Here is a 25617-nt window from a genome sequence, read left to right as displayed (position 1 = left end):
CCGAACGCGTCGTCGGTGTCGACGTCGAGATTCCCCGTCCCCCGCACGGTGACGGTGATGCCGACGTCGGCCAGGACGGCCCGGGCGTTCTCCAGCTCCCGGGCGAAGCTGTGCTCGCGGTAGCCGGTGACCGCCTCGCGCACCTCGGTGAGGGCGGTGCGGCCGATCCGCTCGACATCGGCCCCCTCCGCCGCCCAGAGTGGATCCGTCGGGGCCGAGCCGACGGACCACCCCCACTGTCACCACCACCAATCCCGCGATCTTGCACTTTGTGTCGCCGCTTTGGGGCCTTTCGTTCCCTATGTCGCGACAGAAAGTGCAAGATCGACGGTGGGGTAGGGAGGGAGGGAGGGGCGGGCGGGGGGGTCAGGGTGGGGTGAGGGTTGCTCGGCGTAGGCCGTACAGGGCCAGTGCGGCTGCCGCCAGCAGTGGGGCGCCGTCGCGGACCAGGCCGTCCACGCCCAGCAGCCACCAGCACAGCGGCAGGTCCACGGCGAGCACGACCAGGGTCACGCCGACCAGCAGGCCCCGCGCCCAGTCCTTGCCCCGCATCAGGAACGCGGTGCAGAACAGCACCGCATAGCTGGCCACGATGCCGGCGCCGAACCAGAGCAGCACGGCCGGTAGTGCGGTCAGCCGCCCGTCCAGGATGGATCCCCCGGCCACCAGGGCCGGCACCAGCATCAGCGGGCTGTAGGTGAACGCCGCCACCCGGCTGGTCAGCAGCCAGGCACTGGCCTGCGGTCGGCGCGGAGGGGTCTCCCGCCAGGAGATGCCTTCCCGGTCGATGACGAGGCGGGGCCGGTGCCGGACCAGGTGCCCGGCCAACGCGGACGAGCGGTACAGCAGCCAGACCACCGCCACGCAGAGTGCGCTGAGCACGGCGAAGCCGAGCAGGCCGGGCAGCGGCGGCACCCCCTGCCGGGGCACGATCAGCCGACCGACCGCGAAGACCGTGGTGACCGCGAGGATCAGCCCGAACGGGCGGGCCACCGTCCGACCCCGGCGCACGTGCCCGATCAGCAGCAGGAAGCCGAACGAGCGCAGCATCGCCCAGCCGGTCCGGACGGCCAGCCCGAAGCCCTGCTCCGGGGCGTACCACCAGTTGAGCAGCTCGACCACGACGGTGGCCGCCGCAGTCGTCGCGAGCAGGAAGGTGAGCACCCGGACGGCGGACGGCCGCCGGACCTGGGTCTCGGCGGCCGTCCTCATGGGATCCGTTGTTGCCCGCGAGGGGCGCTCTTCACACCTACCGCTGCGGCTGTGCGGCGTCCAGTCGGGCGCGCAGCGCGTCCAACTCGGCCCAGAGCACGCCCGGCAGCTTGTCACCGAACTTCTCGAACCACTCGGTGATCATCGGCAGTTCGTCGCGCCACTCGTCCGGGTCGACCTTCAGTGCGATCCGGACGTCCTCCGGGGTCATGTCCAGGCCCTCGACGTCCAGCGACTCGGGCGTCGGCACCATCCCCACCGGGGTCTCCACCGCGTCGGCCGTGCCCTCGATCCGCTCGACGACCCACTTGAGCACCCGGGAGTTCTCCCCGAAGCCCGGCCACAGGAAGGAGCCGTCCGGGTCCTTGCGGAACCAGTTGACGTAGTAGATCTTCGGCAGCTTCGCCTCGTCGCCGTCGGTGCCCTTGCCCATCTCGATCCAGTGCCGGAAGTAGTCACCGGCGTGGTAGCCGATGAACGGCAGCATCGCCATCGGGTCGCGGCGGACCACGCCCACCGCGCCGGAGGCGGCGGCGGTGGTCTCCGACGAGAGCGTGGCACCCATGTAGACGCCGTGCACCCAGTCGCGGGCCTCGGTCACCAACGGGATGGTGTCCTTACGACGGCCGCCGAAGAGGATCGCGTCGATCGGCACGCCGTTGGGGTCGAAGTACTCGTCGGCAAGGATCGGGCACTGGGTGATCGGGGTGCAGAACCGGCTGTTCGCGTGGGAGGACAGGCCCTCGCTCTCCGGCGTCCAGTCGTTGCCCTTCCAGTCGATCAGGTGCGCCGGCGGCTCCCCCATGCCCTCCCACCAGACGTCACCGTCATCGGTGAGGCCCACGTTGGTGAAGACGGAGTTGCCCCGGTCCAGGGTGCGCATGGCGTTGGCGTTTGTCTTCCAGTCGGTGCCGGGCGCGACACCGAACAGGCCGTACTCCGGGTTGACGGCATAGAGGCGGCCGTCCGGGCCGAACCGCATCCAGGCGATGTCGTCGCCGATGGTCTCGACCTTCCAACCGGGGATGGTCGGCTCCACCATGGCCAGGTTGGTCTTGCCACAGGCCGAGGGAAACGCGCCGGCGATGTGGTGGACCTTGCCCTCCGGCGAGGTGATCTTGAGGATCAGCATGTGCTCGGCGAGCCAGCCCTCGTCGCGACCCATGACGCTGGCGATCCGCAGCGAGTAGCACTTCTTGCCGAGCAGCGAGTTGCCGCCGTAACCGGAGCCGTACGACCAGATCTCCCGGCTCTCCGGGAAGTGCGAGATGTACTTGGTCTCGTTGCACGGCCAGGCGACGTCCTGCTGGCCGGGGGCGAGCGGGGCGCCGATCGAGTGCAACGCGTGCACGAAGTCCGCGTCGTCGCCCAACGCCTCGAGGACGCGGGTGCCCATCCGCGTCATGATGCGCATCGAGGCGACCACGTACGGGCTGTCGGTGATCTCGACACCGAACATCGGGGACTCGGCCTCGACCGGACCCATGACGAACGGGATGACGTACATGGTCCGGCCCCGCATCGAGCCGCGGTACAGCTCGGTCATCGTCCGCTTCATCTCCGCCGGCGCCATCCAGTTGTTGGTGGGGCCGGCGTCCGCCTCGTCGACGGAGCAGATGTAGGTGCGTTCCTCGACCCGGGCGACGTCCGTCGGGTCGGTACGCGCGTAGAACGAGTTGGGCTTCTTCTCCGGGTTCAGCCGGATCAGCGTGCCGGCTTCGACCAGCTCGTCGGTGAGGCGGCGCCACTCCTCGTCGGACCCGTCCACCCAGACGACCCGGTCGGGGGTGGTCAGTTCCGCGACCTCACGGACCCAGACGAGCAGTTTCGGATGGGACGTCGGGGCCTGATCAATACCCCGCACAACAGCCGGAGCAACCATGACACATCTCCTTGTGGTCGACGCTGACCGATCTATGGGATGCACGAGACTCAGCGGCGCGATGCGTCGCCTTCGTGGAAACCTGGGATTGGCCTCAGCGTAAACCGGGCAGCCTTCCGAGTCAGTGGGACTGGTTGTGAAGAACTGCACAAGCTACGGCCACGCTGCGGCATCACGATCTGATACCCGCTTTCCTGCGCAGTTTCACGCAAATCTTGTTGTGCACCCCGGCGGACGCTTGATGCGGTCGGGCCGTGGACCTGCCCCGGCGACCGGTGCGTGGATTCCCGTTCCGAGGCGCGTCAGTCCTCCCAATTGGTTACGCTGCGTACGACGGTTTCGCACACAGTGATCAGCTGCGCCGGGCGACCACGCCCGCTTGCCGTAGCTCCCCCTCGGACTGGCCCGGAGCCGGTAGGCTCGCTCCGTGGCCGCCACGATGACCGGGGAGCAACCGGGTCCCCGGCAGACCCGACCGGGTCTGGTTGGCAAGCTGCTGGACCGCTTCGGTCACCTCGTCCGCGAGATGAGCAAGTTCGCCACCGTGGGCGGCGTCGCCTTCCTCGTCGACTTCGCGCTCTTCAACTACCTGACGAGCACGCGCGGCGTCGAGGAGCTGACGGCGAAGACGATCTCGACCATCATCGCGGCCTCCGTCGCCTTCGTGGGCAACCGGTTCTGGACCTGGCGGCACCGCCAGCGCAGCAACCCGGCCCGCGAGTACGCGCTGTTCTTCTTCTTCAACGTCGTCGGTCTCGGCATCGCGGTGGCCTGCCTCGCGATCAGCAGGTACGGGCTCGGCAGCGTCTGGCCGGCCGTGTTCCAGACGCGCCTGGCCGACAACGTCGCCAGTTACGTCGTCGGCACGGGCCTCGGCACGCTGTTCCGATTCTGGTCGTACCGGCGGTTCGTCTTCGTCGAAGCGGGAACCCGGACCGTTCCAGAGGTAAGACCCGATCCCGACCGCAGGGCGTGACCTGCCGCTCACCCCGTTTGGCCGGTGATCGCCGGTCACACCGACTGCCCTAAGGTGTTTCGCATGCGTCTTGTCCGCCTGCTGCCTGAGCGCTGGCAAAAGTTCATCCACGAGGCGCTCAAGTTCGGCATCGTCGGTGGCATCAACACCGTCATCAATTACGCAGTGTTCAATGCCCTTGCACTGACCGTTTTCGTCAATGGTCAGTTGAAGGCGTCGGTGATTGCGACGGTCGTCGCCACGATCACGTCGTACCTGATGAATCGGCACTGGACGTACCGGGATCGCCCGAAATCGGCGATGCGCCGGGAGTACGTCCTCTTCTTCCTCTTCAACGGGGCTGGCCTGCTCATCGAGCTGGGTGCCGTGGCGGCGGCCAAGTACGGCCTCGGCGTTCACGGCCTGCTGGCACTGAACGTGGCAAAGACCGCCGGTGTCCTGTTGGCCACGCTGTTCCGGTTCTGGTCGTACCGGACCTTCGTCTTCCAGCCCGTCGCTGTCGACGACGACGAGGCGAAGCCCGAGCCCACCTGGCACGACATCCCCCGCGACGAGTGGGACACGATGGCCGAGATGGACCCGGTCGCCGAACTGGCCGAATCCGTGTCGGAGCTGGAGGAGGCGGAGTCCGCGCGACGTGCCGACCCGCCGGCCGGCGCGCCGACCCAGGGTCGCCCCCGGTTGAGCGTCAGCCCCGCCGCCGACCTGGACGCGGAGCTCGCCGCGGAGTTGCACGTCAGCACCCGCCGCGCGCCCCGCCGGTGACGACACCCGACGCCCGCTCCGGCACTGGGCAGCCCGCCGAGCTGTTCTTCGAGGATCTTGTCCCGGGGCTCACCGTCGACCTCGGTGTGGTCAGCGTGGATGGCGACGAGATGGTCGCCTTCGCGCGACGCTTCGACCCGCAGTGGTACCACGTCGACGCCGACCTGGCCGGGGCCAGCCGGCACGGTGGGCTGATCGCCAGCGGCTTCTACACAGTCAGCCTGTTCATGCGCGCGTACGTCGACCACCTGCTGTCCCGGGCCGCCGCGGACGCCTCCCCCGGCCTGGAGGAGCTGCGCTGGCTCGCCCCCGTGCGCGCCGGTGACCGGCTCGCCGTTCGGGTCGACGTGATGGGCGCCCGGCCGTCGAGCGCACGCCCGGGGCTCGGCACCGTCAGCCTCACCGGCACCATGCTGCGGCTGGGCCCGGACGATCGGCCCGAGCAGGAGGTGCTGCGGACCCGCTTCCGTGGCTGGTTCGCCGTCCGCCCAGGCGACGCCGACGCGCCTGACGCCGATTCAGTCGAAGCCGACGCGCCCGACCCGGCCGAGACCGACGCGCCCGAGGCCGACCCAGCCGAAGCCGACGCACCCGAAGCCGACGCAACCGAGGCCGACGCAACCGGGAGCGACCCGTCCGACGCCGGCCGGCCGGCGGATGGGCCGCCGGACGCGGGCTCGGCCGAGATCGGCCCGGAGCGACCCGCCAACGGCCCACCCCGGGCCGAACCACCCGGCTGACCCGCCCCGACACACTGCGGCGGCGGGCCGCCACGGCACCCGACCCGGATCAGGTCGTGGTGTCCCGCAGCGGCTTGCCGTCCTGCATGTCGGCGAGGATGTCGCGCATCTCCCCGTCGCCGAGCGAGTGCTTGTCGTGTTGCGCCTCGACCAACTCGTACAGGGTGGTCTGCACCTTGCCGACACTCGGCACGTCGGCGAGCACCGACTGGCCGCGTTCACCTGCCGACTCGATGGTGAGCGTGCCGCAGCCGAGCAGACGTTCGACGAACCGCTGGTTCATCGCGTGGTCGTTGACCCGGGTGAGCGGAAGGTCGCGCCGGTCGCGGGAGAAGACACCCTGCTGGATCAGCACCCGCTCATTGGTGAACAGGTAGTGGGTGGTACGCCAGATGAGAAACGGCCACAGCCCGAGCCAGAGCACCCCGACCAGGGCGATCACTCCGATCACGGCCAGCGCGACCGAACCGCCACCGCTCTCGGGCAGCAGCAGCACGCCGACCACCACCGCGGCGATGGCCAGCACCAGCACCGCGATCGGCCGAATCAGCGCCTTCCAGTGCGGGTGCAGATGGAGCACGACATGCTCGTCCGCGGTGAGCACGTCTTCAGGGAACGCCACGACAACCTCCATCGCCATTTTTCCGACGCGCAGACGGTAAACCCCCAGGCGCCACCACGACATCCGCCACGCGGCCCCACCCGCTGTCCGTGATCTTGCACGTCTTTCGAACGGGTGGTCAGCGCAGGTGCAGGACGTCTCCGGCGGCCAGGGTTCGGGCGCCCGTCGGGGTGGCGAGCTGAAGTTGGCCGTCCGGGTCCACTCCGCTGGCGGTGCCGGTCACGGTCTCGCCGTCGGGGAGCAGGACGCGTACCTCACGGCCGATCGTCGCGCAGGCCGCCAGGTAGGCGTCGCGCAGGCCGCTGGCGACCGCGTCGCCACCCGCCGAGCGCCAGCGGTCATACCAGTCGGCGACCGAGCGCAGCAGTGCCCGCAACAGGGGGTCCCGGTCGGTCGCCGCCGCACCTGCCAACTGCAACGAGGTGGCCGGCAGCCCGGTCGGGTTCACCGGCAGCTCCTCGGCGCGCAGCGTCACGTTCAGCCCGATGCCGAGCACGATGGCCGGCGGTTGGTCCGGCACCCGCCCGGGCACCGCCTCGGCCAACACACCCGCGCACTTCGCGCCGTCGATCAGCAGGTCGTTGGGCCACTTCAGGGTGGCGTCCAGCTCGGCCAGCCGGGCCACCGCCTCCACCAGCGCCACGCCGGCCAGCAACGGCAGCCACCCGTACCCGGTGGGTGGCACGGGACGCCAGTCGCGGTCCGGCACGGCCACGCCGGGCCGCAGCAGCACGCTCGTCGCGATGCCGGCCCGGGGCGGCGACTGCCAGACCCGACCGCGCCGGCCACGCCCGGCGGTCTGCCGCTCGGCCACCACGACCAGACCCTCGGGCTCGCCGGCCCGGGCCGCCTCGGCCGCGTCGGCGTTCGTGGAGCCGGTCTCGGCGTGCATCTCCAGGCGGGTCCACGGCCCGTTCGGCGCGACCAACGCGCGACGCAGCCGCGCCGCCGACAGCGGCGGACGGTCCAGATCGGTGTACGGGGAGCCCGACATTCCGCCAGCCTACGGCGGTGGCGGCGCCGACACTGAGGGGTACTGCACAGCGGCGCCGACCTGAACCATCGTTATATTCCCAGGGTGACTACCGAGACCGGGACCAACATCCACAGCACCGCGGGCAAGCTGGCGGACCTGGAGCGCCGGGTCGACGAGGCGGTGCACGCCGGGTCGGCCCGCGCGGTCGAGAAGCAGCACGCGCGGGGCAAGAGGACCGCCCGCGAGCGGATCGGGATGCTGCTCGACGAGGACTCCTTCGTCGAACTCGACGAACTGGCCCGGCACCGGTCCACGGCCTTCGGGCTGGAGCGCAACCGCCCGTACGGCGACGGTGTGGTCACCGGCTACGGCACTGTCGACGGCCGGCAGGTGTGCGTGTTCGCGCAGGACTTCACGGTCTTCGGTGGTTCGCTCGGTGAGGTCTTCGGCGAGAAGATCGTCAAGCTGATGGACCTGGCCATGAAGATCGGCTGCCCGGTGGTCGGCATCAACGACTCCGGCGGCGCCCGCATCCAGGAGGGCGTGGTCTCGCTCGGCCTCTACGGCGAGATCTTCTTCCGCAACGTGCGGGCCTCCGGCGTCATCCCGCAGATCTCCCTGGTGGTGGGACCCTGCGCGGGCGGCGCGGTCTACTCCCCGGCGGTCACCGACTTCACCGTGATGGTCGACCAGACCTCGCACATGTTCATCACCGGCCCGGACGTGATCAAGACGGTGACCGGCGAGGACGTCGGCATGGAGGAGTTGGGCGGCGCCCGCACGCACAACACGCGCAGCGGCAACGCGCACTACCTCGCCACCGACGAGGACGACGCGGTCGACTACGTCAAGGCGCTGCTGTCGTACCTGCCGTCGAACAACCTCGACGAGCCGGTGGTCTTCGACGCGCCCGCCGACCTGGCGATCAGCGACGAGGACCGGGAGCTGGACACGCTGATCCCGGACTCGGCCAACCAGCCGTACGACATGCACACGGTGCTGGAGCACGTCCTCGACGACGGGGAGTTCCTGGAGGTCCAGCCGCTCTACGCGCAGAACATCGTGGTCGGCTACGGCCGGGTGGAGGGCCGCCCGGTGGGCGTCGTCGCCAACCAGCCGATGCACTTCGCCGGCACCCTGGACATCGCCGCGTCGGAGAAGGCCGCACGGTTCGTGCGCACCTGCGACGCGTTCAACATCCCGGTGCTGACCTTCGTGGACGTGCCCGGCTTCCTGCCCGGCACCGGCCAGGAGTGGGACGGCATCATCCGCCGAGGCGCCAAGCTCATCTACGCGTACGCCGAGGCCACCGTCCCCAAGGTCACCGTGATCACCCGCAAGGCGTACGGCGGGGCCTACGACGTGATGGGCTCCAAGCACCTCGGCGCGGACCTGAACTTCGCCTGGCCCACCGCCCAGATCGCCGTGATGGGGGCGCAGGGCGCGGTGAACATCCTCTACCGCTCCGAGTTGGCCAGCGCCGAGGACCCGGCCGCGATCCGGGCCGAGAAGATCGCCGAGTACGAGGACACCCTGGCCAACCCGTACGTGGCGGCGGAGCGCGGTTACATCGACTCGGTGATCGCACCGCACGAGACGCGCACCCAGATCGTCCGGGCACTGCGCGTGCTGCGGACCAAGCGGGAGACCCTGCCGCCCAAGAAGCACGGCAACATCCCGCTCTGAGCGGTGCCGCCGTTCGGTGGCCCCTGGTCGCGGTGGGTCCGGTCAGCAGGCCGGGTTGGCGGCGACGCACATCCGGCGGGCGGCGACCTCCGCCAGGCGACGCAGATCCAGTTCGGTGCCGGTCGGTCGCAGACTGAGCACCGTGATCAGGTCGCCCACCCGGACCACGGCGGTGCTGGTCGGCCCGGGCGCCGCACCGATGGGCTCGCCCGTCTTCTGATCAACGGGCTGCGAACCGGTGTGCAGCAGCAGCGCGGCGCCGTCGCCCGCGAAACCCCGCTGGACCACCGCCCAGTGGTGCATCGCCGCCCCGGTGCCCGTCGCATCCCCAACCTTGTAGCCTCCGACGCTGGTCCAGGCGGCGCACGGGGCGACCAGGTCGTCCATGGTGGCGAGGAGCTGTGTGGCCGTTTCGGGCACCAACCTGAAGAGATCCTGCGTGACCCGACCATCGCTCTCGCTGGCATTTATGACTGCGCGCTCCGGCACGAAGGTCTGCGAGCGGGACAGGATCGACGGCTGCCAGCCGTTCGACAGCCCCTGGCTCGTCCGGCAGGAGCCGAGCATCGGATCCAGCATGACCGGCTCACCCAACCCGGACTGACTGAGCCGCACATTGACGGGCTGTGGCAGGTCGGTCGGTTGCAGCAGGGCGTCGAGGGTGATCTCGTGCCGGGCCGGCGATGCCGAGGCTGCCGGCAGAGCCGGCGACGGCGACTTCCCCGGAGCCGCCACCGCCACGGCGGAGACCCCGGCGAGGGCCAGCACGACGGCGGTGGCCACGACGACTCTGCGCTGGCCGCGGCGACGGGCCTGGGCACGGATCTCCTCCGGGCCGAGCCAGCGCACCTCGTGCAAGTCCCGCTGGATCCGTTCTACAAGGTCAAACTCGTCACGCATCGGTGGCCTCCTCCAGGTCAGAGACGGCGAGCAGGCCGGCGAGCGCGGCGCGCCCCCGGGAGAGTCGAGCCTTGACGGTGCCCACCGGGGCTGCCGTCTCCCGCGCCACGTCGGCGACCGGCATGCCGACCAGGTAGTACAGGGCGATGGCGACGCGTTGCTCCTCGGGTAGCCGACGCAGAGCCGCGACCACCTCGACGGTGTCGGTGCCCGGCCCGGGAACGCTCTCGGTGGCACCGTGCCGCAGGTACGCGCGGGCCCGGCTGCGCAGGCTACGCCACCGGCTGACCGCGACCCGGCTGGCCACCACCCGCACCCACGCCTCCGGATCGTCGTACCCACGGACCGTCGACCAGCGCTGCCACGCCCGGATGTACGCCTCCTGCACGGCGTCCTGAGCCTCGACCCGGTCACCGGTCAGGGCGTAGACGAACCCGAGCAGCCGTTGCCGGCTCCCCCGGTAGAACTCGTCGAACTCGTCGACGTCCGGCACCCGTTGCCTCCCCGTGTCGGTCGCAGGGAACACGCGCCGGGCCGGGTCATCGGTTGCCCCGATCAGGAGATCATCTTCTCCAGTTCGGCGAGCGGGAACGCGCCGGCCGCGATCCGCTCCCGGACCGCCCGACGGACGGCCCGCTGCACGGCGACATTGGCCGGCGTCGGCACGCCGTGCAACCGGCCGAGCAGCGCGATCTCACCGTTGAGGTGGTCGACCTCGGTCGAGCCGGTGCCCCGGGCCAGGCTCTGCCAGGTGGAGCCACCCGAGCGGGCCTCGCCGTCGACCGGGCGCTGCTGCACCAGATCGCCGCGTTCGGCCTTCTCCTCCGGCGGCGAGGTGTGCGCGATCCCGGCGGCGGCGAGCGCGGCAGCACCCTCGGCGCGGACCCGCTCGGCCAACGCCGCCGGGATGTCCCGACCGAGCAGCGCCTGTAGGCCGTTGCCCAGATTACTGAGCAGCTTGCCGTACTTCCAGCGCAGCACGTCCTCGCGGACCGGCGCGACGAACCCGGCGGCACTCAGATCGGCGGCGATCGCCCGGTCGGTGTCGTCGGCGCCTTCGGGACAGCGCCCGATGTGGAGCATCCCCGGGTGTGGGTAGCCGTTCGCCACCACCACGCCCGGGTCCAGGTGGGTGGCCGGCAGCCAGACGCAGACCGGGTGCACGTCGGCGAAGAGCCGCAGCGCGGCCCGCTCGTTGGCCACCCCGTTCTGCGCGGTCACCAGCGGCAGACGTTCGCCGGCCGTGCCACCGCCGGCCACCGGCGCGTCCACCCAGGCGCCCAGCGCGCCGGCGGTGTCCTGCGACTTCACGGTGAGGATCAGCACCGTGTCCGCCGGCAGCGGCTGGTCCGTGGGCCGATCCACCGCCGCGAGCCGGGCGGTGACCTCGCCGTCGGGCTGCCGCAGGGTCAGACCCCGCGCCCGGATCGCGTCCAGGTGGGCACCGCGGGCCACCACTGTCACGTGCCGATCGGCCTGGGCCAGCCGTACGCCGATGGTCCCGCCGACCGCACCCGCCCCGATGATCACGTATCGCATGGCCTCATTCTGCCCGCTGGGTCAGACCGTCAGGCCGGCGCTGGTGAGGATGGGGCCGGTCAGCAGCAGGGCGCCGGCCACCAGGGCGGCCAGGTTGACAAGCGCGAAGACCGCCACCCAGAAGAGCGGCGGGAACGGGGTGAGCCCCGCGAGTTGGTCGGCGTCCGAGGCGGGCATCCGCCCCCGCGACCGCAGCCGTTGCAGCTCCACCACCGGTCGCACCCCGCCGAGCAGCAGGAACCACACCCCGACGTACGCGAACGCGGCCTGGACCTGCGGCGTGGCGTACCACGAGACAGCGAACACCAGCGCGCCGGTGACCAGCAGTGACACCACTCCGAAGACGTTGCGGATCAGGACGAGCATGGCCAGCAGCAGCGCCACCGCCACCCAGAGCAGCAGGGTGATCCGGTTGCCGCCGAGCAGCCAGGCACCGGCCAGCCCGACCAGCGGCGGGGCGACGTACCCGGCGAGCAGAGTGAGGATCATGCCCGGCCCGGTGGGACGGCCGGCGGAGAGCGTCAGCCCGGACGTGTCCGAGTGCAGCCGGATGCCGCGCAGCTTGCGCCCGGTGAGCAGGGCGACGAGCGCGTGCCCGCCCTCGTGCGCGATGGTGATGGCGTTGCGGGCGACCCGCCACGGCAGCCGGGTGGACACCACCACCAGCGCGACGGCCGCGGTGATCAGCACCAGCAGCGGGGGCGGGTCCGGCTGAGCGCCGAACAGCGTGTCCCAGGTCTCGCCCAGTCCGTCGATCGACATCATGGGGCGCGAGCCTACCGGCGGCGTTCCGTGTCGCTCCCGGAGCACCGCCTCGTATCCTGGAAGACTGATCGGGTGGCGAGTCGAGCGGTAGGTGAACGCGGGTGAGCGCAGCGCCCCTGGAGCCGCACATCGGCCTGTGGACTGAGGCCGACTACTTCGCCTTGGGCGAAACGCCGGACCGGATCGAACTGCTCGACGGAAGCCTTTTGGTGAGCCCTGCCCCGAGCCGACGGCACCAGCGGGTGTCGCGCCGGCTGGCGAACAGCATCGAAGCAGCGGCAGACCTCCACGGGCTGTCGGTCTTCGAAGCGATCAACGTCCGGCTCGGCATCGATCGAGTCGTCATTCCGGACCTCGTTGTGACCGATGTTGATGACGACGGCACCTTCCTCGACCCCGACCGGGTGGTGCTCGTCGGCGAGATCGTCTCGCCCGGCAACGCCGCTGCCGACCGGCTGGTCAAGATGCAGCTCTACGCCATCGCGCGGATCCCCTGGTACCTGCTGGTCGAGCAGGACGGCGAGGGTCACTCGCTGCGGCTGTTCCGGCTCGACGGTGAGCACTACGTCGAGGACCAGGTGGCCAAGGCCGGCGAGACGCTGAGCGTCGTCGAGCCGTTCCGCTGGCAGTTCGACCCGGCCACTCCGGGCTGACTCCTTGCGCTCCGGTCGCCTGTCCGACCGACGCCCGTCGATGAAGCTTTCTTCAGTCACCATTGTGATCTAGGGTACTTACCTCCAAAGATGGTTGTCGATAGAGCGACGTCCTTGGAGGCATTCATGGCCCGTACCTCGTCATCGCTGCGCCGCGCGTTCGCGGCCGGCCTCACCGTCCTCGCCACCGCGGCGGCGGCCCTGGTCGCGACCGCCGGACCGGCGGCCGCCGCCACCACACCCGGCATCGACGTGTCCCGCTACCAGGGCAGCATCAACTGGACAAGCGTCCGCAACGCGGGCATCCAGTTCGCCTTCATCAAGGCAACCGAGGGCACCACCTACAAGGATCCGAACTTCAACGCCAACTACGTCAACTCGTACAACGCCGGTGTGATCCGCGGGGCGTACCACTTCGCCCGGCCCAACATCTCCGCCGGCTCCACCCAGGCCAACTACCTGGCCTCCAACGGCGGCGCCTGGTCGGCGGACAGCCGCACCCTCCCGGCGGCGCTGGACATCGAGGCCAACCCGTACAGCGGGGGCTACTGCTACGGCCTGAGCACCACCGGCATGCGCAACTGGGTGCAGGACTTCCTGAACACCTACCGTTCCCGCACCGGCCGGTACGCGGTCATCTACACCACGACGAGCTGGTGGAACCAGTGCACCGGCAGCTGGACCGGCCCGTGGGCGAACCACCCGCTGTGGCTGGCCCGCTGGTCGAGCGCGCCCGGAGCGCTGCCGGCCGGGGCACCGGTGTGGAGCTTCTGGCAGTACACGAGCACCGGCGTCGTCTCCGGGATCAGCGGCAACGTGGACCGCAACTACTGGAACGGTGACCGCAGTCGACTGATCGCGTTGGCCAACAACACCTGATCGGTCCGTTGGCGGCAGCGGGATCGACGGTCACCACAACGGTCGACAATCGGTCCGGCTGCCGCCACGCCACCGGGTACGGGTCAGGCCCGCCGTCGGCTCAACGCCGGCACCATCACCGGAGCATCCTCGCGGACCAGCGCGTCCCGCCGGCTGAGCCGCCGGACGCCTACCGCACCAACGGCGATGGCAACGACGCCCAACAGCGCGACGAGTACCGGAAGCCCAACGCTGATCAGCAGCAGTGCCACATCGCCGAGTGCAACGAGCATCCACAGTGCCAGCCGGGGCCGGGCGTTCCTGTAGCGGTGACCCATGTCGCACCTCCCTCCGTCGTTGGAGATCAGATACCCCGAACGACGCAAGATCATGCGAGAGAGATTCGCACAGGTGCGGAGGGGCCGAGTCAGTTGACCCGATCGGGCTTGAAGCCCTTGACGATCTGGTCGAAGGTGGCGAGGTTGGCCTGCCAGTCCTTCTCCGCAATCTCCCACCGGATGGCGTAACCCCGGTTGGTGGCGGTTACGAAGCCCCGGTTGCGCACGTGGATGCGGGTGTTGTCCCGGGTCTCCAACCACTCCCAGTCGGAGCAGGTCCGATACCAGTCGCAGGCCTTGATGCTGCCCACCAACTGGTAGTTGGTGACCAGATTCCGACGGTACGGTTCCTTCTCCTTCCAGTCGGCGACCGCGTCCTTCTTCGGGGTGGAAATCCACTGGACCAGCATCTTGCCAGGCCCGCCGGACTGGTTGAAGACGGCCGTGTCCGAGCTGGTCTGACGGCCGCTCCAGCCGGGTGGGAGCGGAATGGAGAAGGTCGACCCCTCGTGCAGCGTCCAACCCGCCGGCAGCGCGTTCGGGTCGGTCGACGGCGTGGCCGAGGGCGACGCACTCGGTGCGCCCGTGGTGGGCGGAGGCGCCGCCGGAGCCGAGGACTGCGCCGGCGCCGACGTCGCGGCCGCACCGGTCGTCGGGCCGGCCTGCGGGGTCTCGTTGTCGTCGCCCTTGGTGAGCATCGGCACGATCACCACGAGGCCGATCAGCAGCAGGGCCACAAGCGCCCCGATCAGCACGTTGCGTCGGGTGTTGTTCGGCTTCGTGCCGTCGAACGCCGTGACCGCCGCGCGCCCGGCCGGGCTCACCGGCGGCATGAGCGACGTCGGCGTCGTCGGCTTGCGCTGCTCAGGGGCCACCGGCGGTCCGTCGACCACAGTCGGTTCGTCGTCGACGTTCGCCGTACCGTCGCCGACGCTCGTCGTACCGTCGCCGGTCGTGTCGGCCGTGGCCGTGACCTTCGCGGTCGGGTCGGCATCGGACGGGCTCTCGATCACGGCGGTCGGCTCGGCCGGCACCACCGCGGTCGGGTCGGAATGCTCGCCGGAGGGAACGACTGTCGTCGGCGTGGCATCGCCAGCGGGGCCCGCAGCAGCGGCAACCGAGGTCGCGGCGGCAGCCGGCGGCGACACCGGCCGGTCGGCACTCTGCGCCGGTCGCGGTGCGGGGACCAGCGGCGGGCGCGGTTCGCGCGGGCCGTTCGGCCCAGGCCGGCGTACGCCGTCCAGCAGCGAGATCCCGCGCGCACGCTTGCCACCGGCGCGGCGCAGCAGGCGTTCCGCCACCTCGGCGGTGATCCGCTCGTTCGGGTCCTTGCGGAGCAGCCCGTTGAGCACGGCCTTGAGCGGACCGGCGTTCTTCGGCGGCGGAATCGGCTCGGTCGCCAGCGCCGCGAGGGTGCCGATCGCCGACGGCCGGGCGTACGGCGACTTGCCCTCTACCGCCGCGTAGAGCGTCGCTCCCAACGACCACAGGTCCGCCTCCGGACCGGCGGTGCCGTCGCGGGCCCGCTCCGGCGAGATGTACGCGGGTGAGCCCAGCACCATCCCGGTGCGGGTCACGTTGGGGTCGCCCGGGATCGTGGCGAGACCGAAGTCGGTCAGCACCACCCGGCCGTCCTCGCCCATCAGCACGTTGCCGGGCTTGACGTCGCGGTGCATGACGCCCGCCTTGTGCGCGGCACTGAGCGCACCCAGCACGCCGAGGCCGATCTCCACCGTGCGGGCCACCGACACCGGGCCGTCCTCGGCGAGAGTGTCCTGCAACGACTTCGACGCCACGTACTCCATGACGATCCACGGATCACCATCGGTGCGCAGCACGTCGAAGATGCGGACGACGTTCGCGTGGTTGAGCCGGGCGATGGCCCGCGCCTCCCGCAGGGAGCGCTCGCGCATCTCCCGGCGCTCCTCGTCGGTGAGACCCGGCGGCGGCACCAACTCCTTGATGGCGACGTCCCGGTGCAGCACCTCGTCGCGCGCCTTCCACACCCGGCCCATGCCACCCTGGCCGAGCGGCGACAGAAGCCGGTATCGGTCAGCGACAAGTTGGGGGAGCGCGTTCGACATCGGTGAGACGGTACCCGGACCCACCGACGCTCACACCGCCGGCACGCCACTGTGCGCTTCCGGTAACTTCGCGCCGCGTACCCTGGCGTCATGTCTGCCGAAGAGCCGCTGATCCGGGTGGTCCGTGGCGTGCCCACCGCGGAGGAGTTGGCCGCACTGGTGGGGGCGATCATCGTCCGATCCCGCCCAACCGCCGCACCCGCGCCGACGACCGCGTCCGCCTGGGCGCGCAGCGGTCGGCCGGCCAACTCCGGCGGGTGGCGCGCCGCCGGCCTGCCTCGCTGAACCGACCCTCCGGGCGGGGGCTGCCAGTGGTGCGTGCAGACGCTACCCTCACTCAGGGAGACGGTGCCGTGACAGCGAGGGAGGACCCGTGATCCCCAAAGAGGACCGGCCAGCGCCCTGGCTGCGCGGCTACGGCGGCGTCGAGGCCGACATCAGCCAGCTCAGAGAGTTCGCCGACCGGCTCGCCGCCGAGGTCGAGAGCAACTACGCGCCGCACCTTCCGTACATCGCCGAAGACATGTCCGCGCGGCTGCCCAACCCGTGCGACGCTTTCGTCGAGCTGGTCACGTTCCTGCACGCGCACCACGAGACGCAACAGGCCACCGCCGACATGGTCTACGCCGTCCGCGGCGCCACCGGCCACCTGGCCGCCGCCGCCGATCAGGTCGCCACCCGGTACGCCGACAGCGACGCCTTCACCGCCGCCCGCCTGGTGGACGTGCGACAGGCCCTCGCCGACCCGACCAGCATGCTGCCCGGCGGCCCCACACCGATGCTGACCGACCCGACCGGCCCCGACGCCGACACCGAAGGGCCGGTGCTTCTGCCATGATCAAACGGGACTCCGGCCGCACCTCCGGCCTCACCGACTGGCACCTGATGGACGTCAACAGCATGTGGGCCTGCCTCCAGGACCACGAGACCGACAACCACTGGAAGCAGGTCGCCGGCTGGCGCAAGGTCTGCGACCTGGCGCAGACCCACCTCAGCCGCCTCCAGGAATACCGGCGCGGGCTCGCCGAGGCGTGGCCACCCGAAACCAGCGCCGCCTCCAGCACCTACCTCGCCGAACTCGACGAACTGGTTGACAAGGTACAGCGCACCCACAACGCCGCCGCCGCGAACTACACCGCGCTCGCCGCCGCCACCCAGGCCATCGGCACCACCCGCGCCGCGCTCCGCAAGATCCACGAGGAGTACGCGACCAAGTCCCAGAAGAAGCAGGCTTACGAGTCGATGGCCGCCGACCCGAAAGCGGTGATGGGCAACCGGGTCACCGAATCGCCCGTCACCGATGCGGACCTGGAACGGCTCAACGTTCAGGCACGAGCGGCGATGTTCAACCTCAGCGGCGAACTCCAACAAGCCCAAGCAACCCTTCAAAAACCACCAGCAGCACCACCGCGCCCAAGACGGGATCCCTCAGGCCCTGACGCTTATGACAACGCCGCACCTATAATCCCTCCAATTCTGCCGATGCCCATGGCCGTTGGTGCGCCTCCCCGTTCAACCCGGCCTAGTTCGTCAAGTGGCAAGCAATCGGCCCAGGCGGCCCCCGTGGTAGGACCGGTACTTGGCGGCGCCAGCTCCGGAGTCGCGCAGTCTCCGACGAACGCTGGAGTAGCTGCGGCTGGAGTGCCAGCTCCAGCAGCCGGCATCGGGTCGCCCGCAGCGCTGCCGTCCGGGCCGATAGCTCATTCCCCAAACCCAGCTTCGGGTAAAACATCTGCAACGATTAGTCGGCCATTGAACGGGAACAACAATGCCGTGTCGCATACACCACCTCCAACGGCACGATCAATGCCGCCGAATGGCCTCATTGGTGGCGCGCCCAACCTCGGGTTAAGTCAGCCCGTCAACGGCTCCGGTCCAACACGACGAGTAAATCCAATCGGCGGTGTAATCGGCGGCGGTGGCGCCGGGACTACGCCGACCGGCGGGGCGGGCTCGCGCCCGGGCGGAGGTCGGAGCCTAGCCGGAGGACAGCAGTTACCGCCGATCGGTGGCGCTCCCGGCTTCAATGGAACTACCACCTCCGGCCCAGGCGCTGGCTACTCGTCTGGCCGCCCCAGTAGGAGCGGAGAGGGCGAAGGACGACGCGGCTGGGACGCTGACCATCCTTGGGAGACTGATCAGGGGGTAGAACCTATCGTCCGCCCCCCTGAAGAACACGGCCCGCATGACCCTGGCCCAGCTATCGGCTTCGATAGGTAATGAGATTAACCAGACAGGCTTCCGGATTATCGGTGGTCAGCTTATTGGTGATGCTGTCCACAGCTTTCCCCACACCAGGTAGGGCTCAATATCCACAATATGCACCTGGTGGTATCGAACGTGTCCGGTCTGACCAATGGCACCTCCAATATCTCAAAGCCTCCGATGCCCAACGCATCTCGCGAGGAGCGGGAGTGATCGTCGCAGTCCCGGATACCGGCGTTCAACCACACCCCGACCTTCACAGAAACCTTCTTCCAGGAACTGACGTCATCGATGGCGGCGACGGCCAAAATGACCAGAACAGTCACGGCACAGGCATGGCCGGATTGATTGCCGCACATGGTCAAGGATCCACATTGGGCGCTCTAGGCATAGCCCCAGACGCGCACATTTTGCCCATTCGCGATACGCCCGCCAGCGGTCAGGGAGAACCCGATAAACTGGCTGCCGGCATCAGCTTCGCCGTGCGCAAGGGGGCTGACATAATTAGTATATCTTCAGTGGGCGGCGCAGGGATTCCACTACAACAATCCATCAAGACAGCACTCGCGGCGGATGTAGTAGTGGTGGCCTCGGCCGGCAATCGTCCACAGGACGCCGCAGTTGGTTATCCCGCATCCGAAGATGGGGTTATCGCCGTTGGGGGAGTCGATCGAGACGGGAACCGCGCGGCCGTTTCGGTGACTGGCCCGGAGATTGATGTGGTTGCGCCTGCGGTCGATATATACAGCACGAGCATCGATGGCAAGTACCGCAAAGGCACTGGGACCTCTGACGCCACGGCGATCGTGGCGGGGGCGGTGGCGTTGATCCGGTCCAAGTACCCGTACCTGCCGGCGCGGGAGGTGGCGCACCGGCTCATGGCGACGGCGATCGACAAGGGCCCACCTGGGCGTGACGACGAGTACGGCTACGGCGTGATCGATCTGGTGGCGGCGCTGACGGCGGACGTACCGCCGCTGGGGTTTGAATCTCTGAACGCGTCGGCCGGCCCGACGACGGCTGGAGCCCAGCCGGGTGACGACGAGGGTGGCGCGACGGCGCGTGGCCTGGTCACGCTTGGGGTGATCTTGGCTGCGGGGGTCGGATGGGCGGTGGTGGCGCGGCGGCGGCGGCGCGGCGATGATCCGCCGCCCAGGATTAGTCGCTGATTTGGCGACAGCGCGGCGATCGACTCGGGTTCCTTGATGTTGCGGTGTCCGGGGCGGTGCGACACCCCGGTATCAACGAAGGCGAGTCGATCACGCCCGGCGGTTCGCCCGGCGGTTCGCCCGCGGTTCGCCCGGCGGTTCGCCCGCGGTTCGCCCGGCGGTTCGCCCGCGGTTCGTGCGGCGGTTCGTGCGGCGGTTCGTGCGGTCGTGTGGGTCGGTGCGTGGTGGGAGTCGTTGTGGGGGTGGTTGCCGGTAACGTCGGATGGGTGTCCGAAACTCTGCCGCTCCGCCTCGTGCTCGCCTCGGCGAGCCCTGCCCGTCGCAAGATCTTGCAGGCTGCCGGAATTGAGCCAGATGTGCTGGTCAGCGGGGTTGATGAGTCGCTGGTGGTGACCGATCGGGCTGAGGAGTTGTGCCTGGAGTTGGCGCGGCTCAAGGCGCAGGCGGTGTTGACCCGGCTGAGCCCCGGCGCCGGCCAGCGGACGCTGGTGATCGGCTGCGACTCGGTGCTCGCGTTCGACGGGGAGATCCTCGGCAAGCCAACGGACCCTGCGGACGCCACCGGGCGGTGGCTGCGGATGCGGGGGCGTAGCGGCGTTCTGCACAGTGGGCACTGCCTCGTCGACGTTTCCGCCGGGCGGCGCGCGGAGGCGGTCGCCTCGACCACTGTCCACTTCGCGGACATCAGCGATGACGAGATCGCGGCGTACGTGGCAAGTGGTGAGCCGCTGGCGGTGGCCGGCGCGTTCACGATCGACGGGTTGGGCGGGGCGTTCGTGGAGCGGATCGAGGGCGACCCGGGGACTGTGGTCGGGCTGTCGATGCCGCTGCTGCGTCGACTCCTCGCGGAACTCGACCTACGGATCACCGACCTGTGGACGAAGGTCGCGCCGGGGGGCCAGTCGGTCGAGTCGGTCGGTAACGTCCGCTCATGACCACCAAGTCGATCCCGCTGACTGACGAACTGCACTCCTACCTGGTCGCCCACGGCTCCCCGCCCGACGAGATCATTCGGGACCTGGCCGAGGAGACCCGCTCGGTGCTACCAGAACACGCCACGATGCAGGTGGCACCCGAGCAGGCCGCCTTTCTGACGTTCCTCACCCGGCTGCTCGACGTACGGCAGGCTGTCGAGATTGGCACGTTCACCGGGCTCTCATCGCTGGCGATCGCCCGCGGGCTGCCCGAGGGTGGGCGGCTGACCTGCTTCGACATCTCCGAGGAGTTCACCGGCATCGCCCGGCGCTACTGGGCTCGGGCGGGCGTGCAGGACCGGATCGAGCTGCGCATCGGCCCGGCCGGGGAGACGTTGCGGGAGTTGCCGCACGAGCGCTACCTGGACTTCGCGTTCATCGACGCCGACAAGACGGGTTACCCGGTCTACTGGGCCGAGTTGGTGCCTCGGATGCGGCCCGGTGGGGTGATCGCGGTCGACAACGTCCTGCGTGGCGGGCGGATCGTCGCGCCGCAGGACGAGGGCGACCGGGCGATGGCCGCCTTCAACGATGAGGTGGTGGCCGACGTGCGGGTCGATCCGGTGATGCTGCCGATCGCGGACGGCCTCACCCTCGCCCGGGTGCGCTGACGGCCGACGCCTGACCGGCTTGATCACCTCGAGTGCCTGGAAGTCGCGGCACCCCACCCGGTGGGACACCCCGACTTACAGGAAAACGAGTCGATCAAGCCAAGGCCGCCGCCGAGCCGATCAAGCCGGGGTCGCCGAGCCGATCAAGCCAAGGCCCCGATTCGACCAGGTCAACGGCCCGTGGACTCGACCAGCCGAGGCTGGTCGAGTCCAGGTCGGGTCAGCGGACGCTGCGGGCGAACTGTCGGGCGGCCCAGTAGACGCCCAGCGCGGCGAGGACCGCCGTGATGCTCAGGCCCTGCCAGACCTTGTCGCTGCCCAGGTCACCGGCGAACAGTGCCCGGGTGCCGTCGACCGCCCAGGAGAACGGGTTCCAGTTGGCGATGCCCTGCAACCAGCCGGGTGCGAAGGTGAGCGGCAGCAGGATGCCGGAGAGCAGCAGCACCGGCTGCGCCACGGTGTTCATCAGGGGGGCCAACGCGTCCTCGCTCTTGACCTTGAGAGCGACGCCGTAGGAGACGGCCGAGGTCATGAGGGCGATCAGGGCGAGCATCAGGTACGCCAGCAGCAGGTCCCCGATGAACACCCGCAGGTCGAACAGCAGCGCCAGCAGGGTGATGATGATCGCCTGCACGACGAGCGACACGACGTCGCGCAGCGAGCGACCGAGCAGCAGGGCGAGTCGGCTGATCGGGGTGACCCGGGAGCGTTCGATGACGCCGGCACGCAGCTCGGCGATCAGGCCGAAGCCCTGGAACAGCCCGCCGAAGATCGCCAGCAGCACCAGCAGACCGGGTACGAAGATCTTGTAGGCGGCGGCCTGGGTGGGCGCGTTCAGTGCGGGCTTGAGCAGCGGTGCGAAGAGCAGCAGGTACATGACCGGCTGGAACACGCCGACGAAGACCCAGACCGGGTTGCGCAGGAGGAGTTGAGTCTGGCGTTGGAAGATCAGCCAGGTGTCACGGGCGAATTTCATGAGTGATCTCCGGGTTGTCAGGACTCGCGCAGCGAGCGACCGGTCTTGGTGAGGAAGACGTCGTCCAGGCTGGGTCGGTGCAGCTCGATCGAGCGCAGATCCAGCCCGGCGTGGTCGAGCCTGCGCAGCACCTGCGGGATGGCGACGGCGCCCTCGTCGACGTAGAGGCGCAGGCCGCCCTCGTCGATGGTCTCCAGCTTGTTGACGAACGGCTCGGCGTCGAGCACCTGGGCGGCCTGCGGGGTCGCGGACAGGTCGAGACCGACAAGCACCACGTCGCCGGAGATCTCGCGCTTGAGCTCGGCCGGCGTGCCCTCGGCCACGACCTCGCCGTTGTCCATGATCGCGATCCGGTCACAGAGGGCGTCAGCCTCGTCAAGGTAGTGCGTGGTGATGAAGACGGTCATCCCGTCGCGGCGTAGCCGACGGATCTCGTCCCACATGTGCGCGCGGCTCTGCGGGTCGAGGCCGGTGGTCGGCTCGTCCAGGAAGACGATCTTCGGCTCGTGGATGATGCCCAGCGCGATCTCGACCCGCCGACGCTGACCACCGGAGTAGGTCTTGCACTTGCGGTCCGCGTACTCGGTGAGCTGGAAGGCCTCCAGCGCGCGGACGGCGCGGCGCTGCGCGTCGGCCTTGCTGATGCCATACATGCGGGCGTGCAGGACCAGCTCGTCGCGGGCGGTGGACTCGTCCCAGGTGCTGCCGCCCTGCGGGACGTAGCCGATCCGCCGACGCACCTCGGCCGGGTCCTTGCGCAGGTCGGCTCCGGCGATGGTGGCCTCGCCGCCGTCCGGCTCGATCAGCGTGGCGAGCATCCGCAGCGTGGTGGTCTTGCCTGCGCCGTTGGGGCCGAGGAAGCCGAAGATCTCACCCTCGGCGACCTCGAGGTTGACGCCGCGTACGGCGTCCACCGTCTTTGTCTCTCGACCCGCGCGGGAGCGGAACGACTTCCGCAGCCCCCTGGTCTCGATCATTTTTGCTCCTGGTCGTTCGGGCCGGCCGCGCCGGCCGTCGGGTGGGACGACGCCGGACGGCGCACTCCCCCGCTGTGCCGTCAGCAGGCTAACGCGATATAGCTTCTTTAGTCAACGTTGATTATTCCGTCGGAGTCGGAGGCGTCGACTCGGGACGCCCCTTCCACCCCGACCAACCCTCGGCGCTCTCCAGCTCAGCAGGCAGGTACGACACTCCGGAGTCGATCCGCGCCGCGATCCGCTCGCACCACCCCATCTCCGCCTCCGCCCGCACCGCCCACAGCTCGAACATCCAACCCACGTGCACCGGCTTGCGGTTACGCACCCAGTCCGACTCGAGGGAGGCGCGCATCGACTCGACACCGGCGCGCAGCAGATTGGCCCGGTTGCGCAGGGCCGCCGCGGCCTCGGCGCGCGGCATGGCGGGCAGGAAGGAGAAGGCCACCGCGAAGGGGTCCGCCGGCTCGCCGAGATTCCACCAGAGGTTGCGCAGCAGCGTCTCGAACTCGTCCTCACCCTTGGGGGTCACCTCGTAGGTGGTGCGGGCCGGACGGGATCCCACCTGCTCGGTGGCGACGGCTCGGAGCAGCCCCTCCTCGGTGAGCTTGCGCAACGCGTGGTAGATCGAGCCGGGCTGCACGTTCGCCCACTTGTCGGCGCTCCAGCTCAACAGCTCGCGGCGTACGTCGTAGCCGTGCACGGGCTGCATCCACCGCACCAGACCGAGGATCATCATTCGAGTCGCAGACACCGCACAAGCGTAATAGCCAAATTTGACTAGGGTGAGTGCCGCATTCCACACTGAGCGATCGTTAGGGTCACCGGGGCGGCCGATACACTCCCCGTCAGTAACCTGCCGGGGAGGAGCCACGAAGGTGCGCAAGGTACTCATCGCTAACCGCGGCGAGATCGCCGTCCGGGTGATCCGTGCGTGCCGCGACGCCGGCCTGGGCAGCGTCGCCGTGTACGCGGACTCCGACCGCGAGGCCCTGCACACCACCCTCGCGGACGAGGCGTACGCGCTCGGCGGGGACAGCGCGACCGAGACGTACCTGCGCATCGACAAACTGCTCGACGTCGCCGCACGGGCCGGCGCGGACGCCGTACACCCGGGTTATGGCTTCCTCAGTGAGAACGCCGACTTCGCCCAGGCGGTCATCGACGCCGGGCTGACCTGGATCGGCCCCACCCCGCAGGCGATCCGCGACCTCGGTGACAAGGTCACCGCCCGGCACATCGCCCAGCGCGCCGGCGCCCCGCTGGTCCCCGGCACCCCGGACCCGGTGGCCAGCCCGGACGAGGTGATCGCGTTCGCCGCCGACCACGGCCTGCCGGTCGCCATCAAGGCCGCCTTCGGCGGCGGCGGGCGCGGCCTCAAGGTCGCCCGGACGATGGAGGAGATCCCCCAGCTCTTCGAGTCGGCCACCCGGGAGGCGGTCGCGGCGTTCGGCCGGGGCGAGTGCTTCGTCGAGCGCTACCTGGACCAGCCCCGACACGTCGAGGCGCAGGTCCTCGCCGACCAGCACGGCAACGTGATCGTGGTGGGCACCCGGGACTGCTCGCTGCAACGTCGGCACCAGAAGCTCGTGGAGGAGGCCCCCGCGCCGTTCCTCACCGACGCCCAGCGGGCCCAGATCCACCACAGCGCCAAGGCGATCTGCCGGGAGGCCGGCTACCACGGCGCCGGCACTGTCGAATACCTGGTCGGCCGGGACGGCACCATCTCCTTCCTGGAGGTCAACACCCGGCTCCAGGTCGAGCACCCGGTCACCGAGGAGACCGCCGGCATCGACCTGGTCCGCGAGCAGTTCCGGATCGCCGACGGCGAGAAGCTGCGTACCACCGAGGACCCGACGCCGCGCGGGCACGCCATCGAGTTCCGGATCAACGGCGAGGACCCGGGCCGTAACTTCCTGCCCGCCCCGGGCACCGTCACCGCGCTGCGCCTGCCCAGCGGCCCGGGCGTCCGGGTGGACACCGGCATCTCGGCCGGCGACGTGATCGGCGGCAACTTCGACTCACTGCTCGCCAAGGTGATCATCGTCGGTGAGACGCGGACCGAGGCGTTGGAACGCGCCCGCCGCGCACTGGACGAGATGATCGTTGACGGGATGGCCACCGCGCTGCCGTTCCACCGGCTGGTGGTGCGGGACGAGGCGTTCACCGCGGAGCCGTTCACCGTGCACACCAGGTGGATCGAGACGGAGTTCCACAACACCGTGCGGCCGTTCAGCGCCGCCGCCGGCGCCGCCGAGGCGCCGGCCGAACGCGACACCGTCGTGCTCGAGGTGGGCGGCAAGCGCATCGAGGTCAGCCTCCCCGCCGGCTTCGGCGGGAGTACGACCACCGCGGCACCCGCCACCCGCAAGCCGACCCGGCGCGGCGGCGGCGCCAAGGCCGGTGCCCCGGTCAGCGGCGACGCGCTCACCTCACCCATGCAGGGCACCATCGTCAAGATCGCGGTGGCCGACGGCGACACCGTGGCCGAGGGCGACCTGGTGGTGGTGCTGGAGGCGATGAAGATGGAGCAGCCGCTGCACGCGCACAAGGCGGGTACGGTCGGCGGCCTCAGCGCCGAGGTCGGCGCCGTGATCACCGCCGGTGCCCCCATCTGCACCATCGCCTGACGCGGGGCACCTCGCACGAAGGGTCCGTCCCGACCGCAGGTCGCGCGGCGGGAGTGGTCTGCGGCACCGGACCCGGCAGCGG

At 69.9% G+C, this 25617-nt stretch carries 25 protein-coding genes; 12 read left to right on the top strand and 13 right to left on the bottom strand.

Going from position 1 to position 25617, the window contains the following annotated elements; genetic code table 11:
* Window positions 1–366: 366 nt before the first annotated feature.
* Both ACFYPM_RS03685 and ACFYPM_RS03680 read right to left on the bottom strand, forming a co-directional pair.
* Complete coding sequence (locus ACFYPM_RS03685; protein ID WP_387190895.1) at window positions 367–1212, bottom strand: hypothetical protein; 846 nt, start codon at window positions 1210–1212, stop codon at window positions 367–369.
* 37 nt (window positions 1213–1249) lie between these two features.
* Entirely contained in the window at window positions 1250–3094 is a 1845-nt protein-coding gene (locus ACFYPM_RS03680) for a phosphoenolpyruvate carboxykinase (GTP) (RefSeq protein ID WP_387190892.1), read from the bottom strand.
* 439 nt (window positions 3095–3533) lie between these two features.
* Between ACFYPM_RS03680 and ACFYPM_RS03675 the strand changes: the two genes are divergently transcribed.
* The 3 genes from ACFYPM_RS03675 to ACFYPM_RS03665 all read left to right on the top strand — a co-directional run bounded on the left by ACFYPM_RS03675 (window position 3534) and on the right by ACFYPM_RS03665 (window position 5575).
* Window positions 3534–4070 carry a GtrA family protein gene (locus ACFYPM_RS03675; RefSeq protein WP_387191458.1) on the top strand — a complete coding sequence of 179 codons (537 nt, stop codon included), beginning with the start codon at window positions 3534–3536 and terminating at the stop codon, window positions 4068–4070.
* A 63-nt stretch (window positions 4071–4133) separates the two neighbouring features.
* A complete protein-coding gene (locus tag ACFYPM_RS03670) occupies window positions 4134–4835 on the top strand; it encodes a GtrA family protein (protein ID WP_387190890.1) in 702 nt (233 codons plus the stop codon).
* Window positions 4832–5575, top strand: coding sequence for a MaoC/PaaZ C-terminal domain-containing protein (locus ACFYPM_RS03665; RefSeq protein ID WP_387190888.1), 744 nt, complete (start codon window positions 4832–4834; stop codon window positions 5573–5575). The genes ACFYPM_RS03670 and ACFYPM_RS03665 overlap by 4 nt, the downstream gene beginning before the upstream one ends.
* 49 nt (window positions 5576–5624) lie before the next feature.
* Here ACFYPM_RS03665 and ACFYPM_RS03660 read toward each other — a convergent pair whose 3' ends face one another.
* A complete protein-coding gene (locus tag ACFYPM_RS03660) occupies window positions 5625–6197 on the bottom strand; it encodes a PH domain-containing protein (RefSeq protein ID WP_387190885.1) in 573 nt (190 codons plus the stop codon).
* Between the two features lie 118 nt (window positions 6198–6315).
* The gene (locus ACFYPM_RS03655; RefSeq protein ID WP_387190883.1) at window positions 6316–7191 is read right to left on the bottom strand and encodes a biotin--[acetyl-CoA-carboxylase] ligase; all 876 of its coding nucleotides are present in this window, start codon (window positions 7189–7191) and stop codon (window positions 6316–6318) included.
* 84 nt (window positions 7192–7275) lie between these two features.
* On the opposite strand from ACFYPM_RS03655, the gene ACFYPM_RS03650 reads away from it, so the two are divergent.
* Window positions 7276–8859: an acyl-CoA carboxylase subunit beta gene (locus ACFYPM_RS03650; protein ID WP_387190880.1), complete on the top strand. Its 1584-nt coding sequence runs from the start codon at window positions 7276–7278 to the stop codon at window positions 8857–8859.
* Window positions 8860–8901: 42 nt separating this feature from the next.
* On the opposite strand, the gene ACFYPM_RS03645 is transcribed toward ACFYPM_RS03650, so the two are convergent.
* The 4 genes from ACFYPM_RS03645 to ACFYPM_RS03630 all read right to left on the bottom strand — a co-directional run bounded on the left by ACFYPM_RS03645 (window position 8902) and on the right by ACFYPM_RS03630 (window position 12063).
* Complete coding sequence (locus tag ACFYPM_RS03645) at window positions 8902–9759, bottom strand: hypothetical protein (RefSeq protein WP_387190877.1); 858 nt, start codon at window positions 9757–9759, stop codon at window positions 8902–8904.
* Window positions 9752–10252: a SigE family RNA polymerase sigma factor gene (locus ACFYPM_RS03640; RefSeq protein WP_387190876.1), complete on the bottom strand. Its 501-nt coding sequence runs from the start codon at window positions 10250–10252 to the stop codon at window positions 9752–9754. The genes ACFYPM_RS03645 and ACFYPM_RS03640 overlap by 8 nt, the downstream gene beginning before the upstream one ends.
* A 62-nt stretch (window positions 10253–10314) precedes the next feature.
* Window positions 10315–11298, bottom strand: a complete 984-nt coding sequence (locus ACFYPM_RS03635; protein WP_387190874.1) for a ketopantoate reductase family protein — start codon at window positions 11296–11298, stop codon at window positions 10315–10317.
* A 21-nt stretch (window positions 11299–11319) separates the two neighbouring features.
* On the bottom strand, window positions 11320–12063 hold the full coding sequence (locus ACFYPM_RS03630; protein ID WP_387190872.1) for a M50 family metallopeptidase: 744 nt from the start codon (window positions 12061–12063) through the stop codon (window positions 11320–11322).
* A gap of 101 nt (window positions 12064–12164) precedes the next feature.
* On the opposite strand from ACFYPM_RS03630, the gene ACFYPM_RS03625 reads away from it, so the two are divergent.
* Both ACFYPM_RS03625 and ACFYPM_RS03620 read left to right on the top strand, forming a co-directional pair.
* Complete coding sequence (locus ACFYPM_RS03625) at window positions 12165–12716, top strand: Uma2 family endonuclease (protein ID WP_387190870.1); 552 nt, start codon at window positions 12165–12167, stop codon at window positions 12714–12716.
* Between the two features lie 126 nt (window positions 12717–12842).
* Entirely contained in the window at window positions 12843–13595 is a 753-nt protein-coding gene (locus ACFYPM_RS03620) for a GH25 family lysozyme (protein WP_387190867.1), read from the top strand.
* A gap of 83 nt (window positions 13596–13678) precedes the next feature.
* On the opposite strand, the gene ACFYPM_RS03615 is transcribed toward ACFYPM_RS03620, so the two are convergent.
* On the bottom strand, window positions 13679–13912 hold the full coding sequence (locus tag ACFYPM_RS03615; RefSeq protein WP_387190865.1) for a hypothetical protein: 234 nt from the start codon (window positions 13910–13912) through the stop codon (window positions 13679–13681).
* An 89-nt stretch (window positions 13913–14001) separates the two neighbouring features.
* The gene (locus ACFYPM_RS03610) at window positions 14002–15996 is read right to left on the bottom strand and encodes a protein kinase (RefSeq protein WP_387190863.1); all 1995 of its coding nucleotides are present in this window, start codon (window positions 15994–15996) and stop codon (window positions 14002–14004) included.
* 90 nt (window positions 15997–16086) lie between these two features.
* On the opposite strand from ACFYPM_RS03610, the gene ACFYPM_RS03605 reads away from it, so the two are divergent.
* From ACFYPM_RS03605 to ACFYPM_RS03585, 5 genes are all read left to right on the top strand, one after another.
* Window positions 16087–16281 carry an acyl-CoA carboxylase subunit epsilon gene (locus ACFYPM_RS03605; protein ID WP_387190861.1) on the top strand — a complete coding sequence of 65 codons (195 nt, stop codon included), beginning with the start codon at window positions 16087–16089 and terminating at the stop codon, window positions 16279–16281.
* 88 nt (window positions 16282–16369) lie between these two features.
* The gene (locus tag ACFYPM_RS03600) at window positions 16370–16834 is read left to right on the top strand and encodes a hypothetical protein (RefSeq protein ID WP_387190859.1); all 465 of its coding nucleotides are present in this window, start codon (window positions 16370–16372) and stop codon (window positions 16832–16834) included.
* Between the two features lie 1381 nt (window positions 16835–18215).
* Complete coding sequence (gene mycP, locus ACFYPM_RS03595) at window positions 18216–19370, top strand: type VII secretion-associated serine protease mycosin (protein WP_387190857.1); 1155 nt, start codon at window positions 18216–18218, stop codon at window positions 19368–19370.
* 266 nt (window positions 19371–19636) lie between these two features.
* The gene (locus tag ACFYPM_RS03590; RefSeq protein WP_387190855.1) at window positions 19637–20305 is read left to right on the top strand and encodes a Maf family protein; all 669 of its coding nucleotides are present in this window, start codon (window positions 19637–19639) and stop codon (window positions 20303–20305) included.
* A complete protein-coding gene (locus ACFYPM_RS03585) occupies window positions 20302–20955 on the top strand; it encodes an O-methyltransferase (RefSeq protein WP_357572485.1) in 654 nt (217 codons plus the stop codon). Before ACFYPM_RS03590 ends, ACFYPM_RS03585 begins: the two co-directional genes overlap by 4 nt.
* 220 nt (window positions 20956–21175) lie before the next feature.
* On the opposite strand, the gene ACFYPM_RS03580 is transcribed toward ACFYPM_RS03585, so the two are convergent.
* The 3 genes from ACFYPM_RS03580 to ACFYPM_RS03570 all read right to left on the bottom strand — a co-directional run bounded on the left by ACFYPM_RS03580 (window position 21176) and on the right by ACFYPM_RS03570 (window position 23644).
* Window positions 21176–21931 (bottom strand): ABC transporter permease, encoded by a 756-nt coding sequence (locus ACFYPM_RS03580; RefSeq protein ID WP_357241564.1) that lies wholly within the window; start codon window positions 21929–21931, stop codon window positions 21176–21178.
* Between the two features lie 17 nt (window positions 21932–21948).
* The gene (locus ACFYPM_RS03575) at window positions 21949–22908 is read right to left on the bottom strand and encodes an ATP-binding cassette domain-containing protein (RefSeq protein WP_387190852.1); all 960 of its coding nucleotides are present in this window, start codon (window positions 22906–22908) and stop codon (window positions 21949–21951) included.
* 121 nt (window positions 22909–23029) lie between these two features.
* Window positions 23030–23644 carry a PadR family transcriptional regulator gene (locus ACFYPM_RS03570; RefSeq protein WP_387191456.1) on the bottom strand — a complete coding sequence of 205 codons (615 nt, stop codon included), beginning with the start codon at window positions 23642–23644 and terminating at the stop codon, window positions 23030–23032.
* Between the two features lie 139 nt (window positions 23645–23783).
* Between ACFYPM_RS03570 and ACFYPM_RS03565 the strand changes: the two genes are divergently transcribed.
* Window positions 23784–25535, top strand: coding sequence for an acetyl/propionyl/methylcrotonyl-CoA carboxylase subunit alpha (locus ACFYPM_RS03565; RefSeq protein WP_387190849.1), 1752 nt, complete (start codon window positions 23784–23786; stop codon window positions 25533–25535).
* Window positions 25536–25617: the final 82 nt, after the last annotated feature.

This window comes from Micromonospora sp. NPDC005203, from assembly GCF_042872705.1.
GTDB lineage: Bacteria > Actinomycetota > Actinomycetes > Mycobacteriales > Micromonosporaceae > Micromonospora.
Note: the sequence above shows the minus strand (reverse complement) of the source record. Positions and strands in the feature narration are given on the sequence as shown.

Coding starts and splice junctions, on each gene's coding strand:
- ACFYPM_RS03620 (WP_387190867.1), top strand. CDS start 12,843: ATGGCCCGTACCTCGTCATCGCTGCGCCGCGCGTTCGCGGCCGGCCTC.
- ACFYPM_RS03630 (WP_387190872.1), bottom strand. CDS start 12,063: ATGATGTCGATCGACGGACTGGGCGAGACCTGGGACACGCTGTTCGGC.
- ACFYPM_RS03655 (WP_387190883.1), bottom strand. CDS start 7,191: ATGTCGGGCTCCCCGTACACCGATCTGGACCGTCCGCCGCTGTCGGCG.
- ACFYPM_RS03570 (WP_387191456.1), bottom strand. CDS start 23,644: ATGATGATCCTCGGTCTGGTGCGGTGGATGCAGCCCGTGCACGGCTAC.
- mycP (WP_387190857.1), top strand. CDS start 18,216: ATGAGATTAACCAGACAGGCTTCCGGATTATCGGTGGTCAGCTTATTG.
- ACFYPM_RS03580 (WP_357241564.1), bottom strand. CDS start 21,931: ATGAAATTCGCCCGTGACACCTGGCTGATCTTCCAACGCCAGACTCAA.
- ACFYPM_RS03575 (WP_387190852.1), bottom strand. CDS start 22,908: ATGATCGAGACCAGGGGGCTGCGGAAGTCGTTCCGCTCCCGCGCGGGT.
- ACFYPM_RS03605 (WP_387190861.1), top strand. CDS start 16,087: ATGTCTGCCGAAGAGCCGCTGATCCGGGTGGTCCGTGGCGTGCCCACC.
- ACFYPM_RS03680 (WP_387190892.1), bottom strand. CDS start 3,094: ATGGTTGCTCCGGCTGTTGTGCGGGGTATTGATCAGGCCCCGACGTCC.
- ACFYPM_RS03645 (WP_387190877.1), bottom strand. CDS start 9,759: ATGCGTGACGAGTTTGACCTTGTAGAACGGATCCAGCGGGACTTGCAC.
- ACFYPM_RS03675 (WP_387191458.1), top strand. CDS start 3,534: ATGACCGGGGAGCAACCGGGTCCCCGGCAGACCCGACCGGGTCTGGTT.
- ACFYPM_RS03635 (WP_387190874.1), bottom strand. CDS start 11,298: ATGCGATACGTGATCATCGGGGCGGGTGCGGTCGGCGGGACCATCGGC.
- ACFYPM_RS03615 (WP_387190865.1), bottom strand. CDS start 13,912: ATGGGTCACCGCTACAGGAACGCCCGGCCCCGGCTGGCACTGTGGATG.
- ACFYPM_RS03670 (WP_387190890.1), top strand. CDS start 4,134: ATGCGTCTTGTCCGCCTGCTGCCTGAGCGCTGGCAAAAGTTCATCCAC.
- ACFYPM_RS03685 (WP_387190895.1), bottom strand. CDS start 1,212: ATGAGGACGGCCGCCGAGACCCAGGTCCGGCGGCCGTCCGCCGTCCGG.
- ACFYPM_RS03610 (WP_387190863.1), bottom strand. CDS start 15,996: ATGTCGAACGCGCTCCCCCAACTTGTCGCTGACCGATACCGGCTTCTG.
- ACFYPM_RS03585 (WP_357572485.1), top strand. CDS start 20,302: ATGACCACCAAGTCGATCCCGCTGACTGACGAACTGCACTCCTACCTG.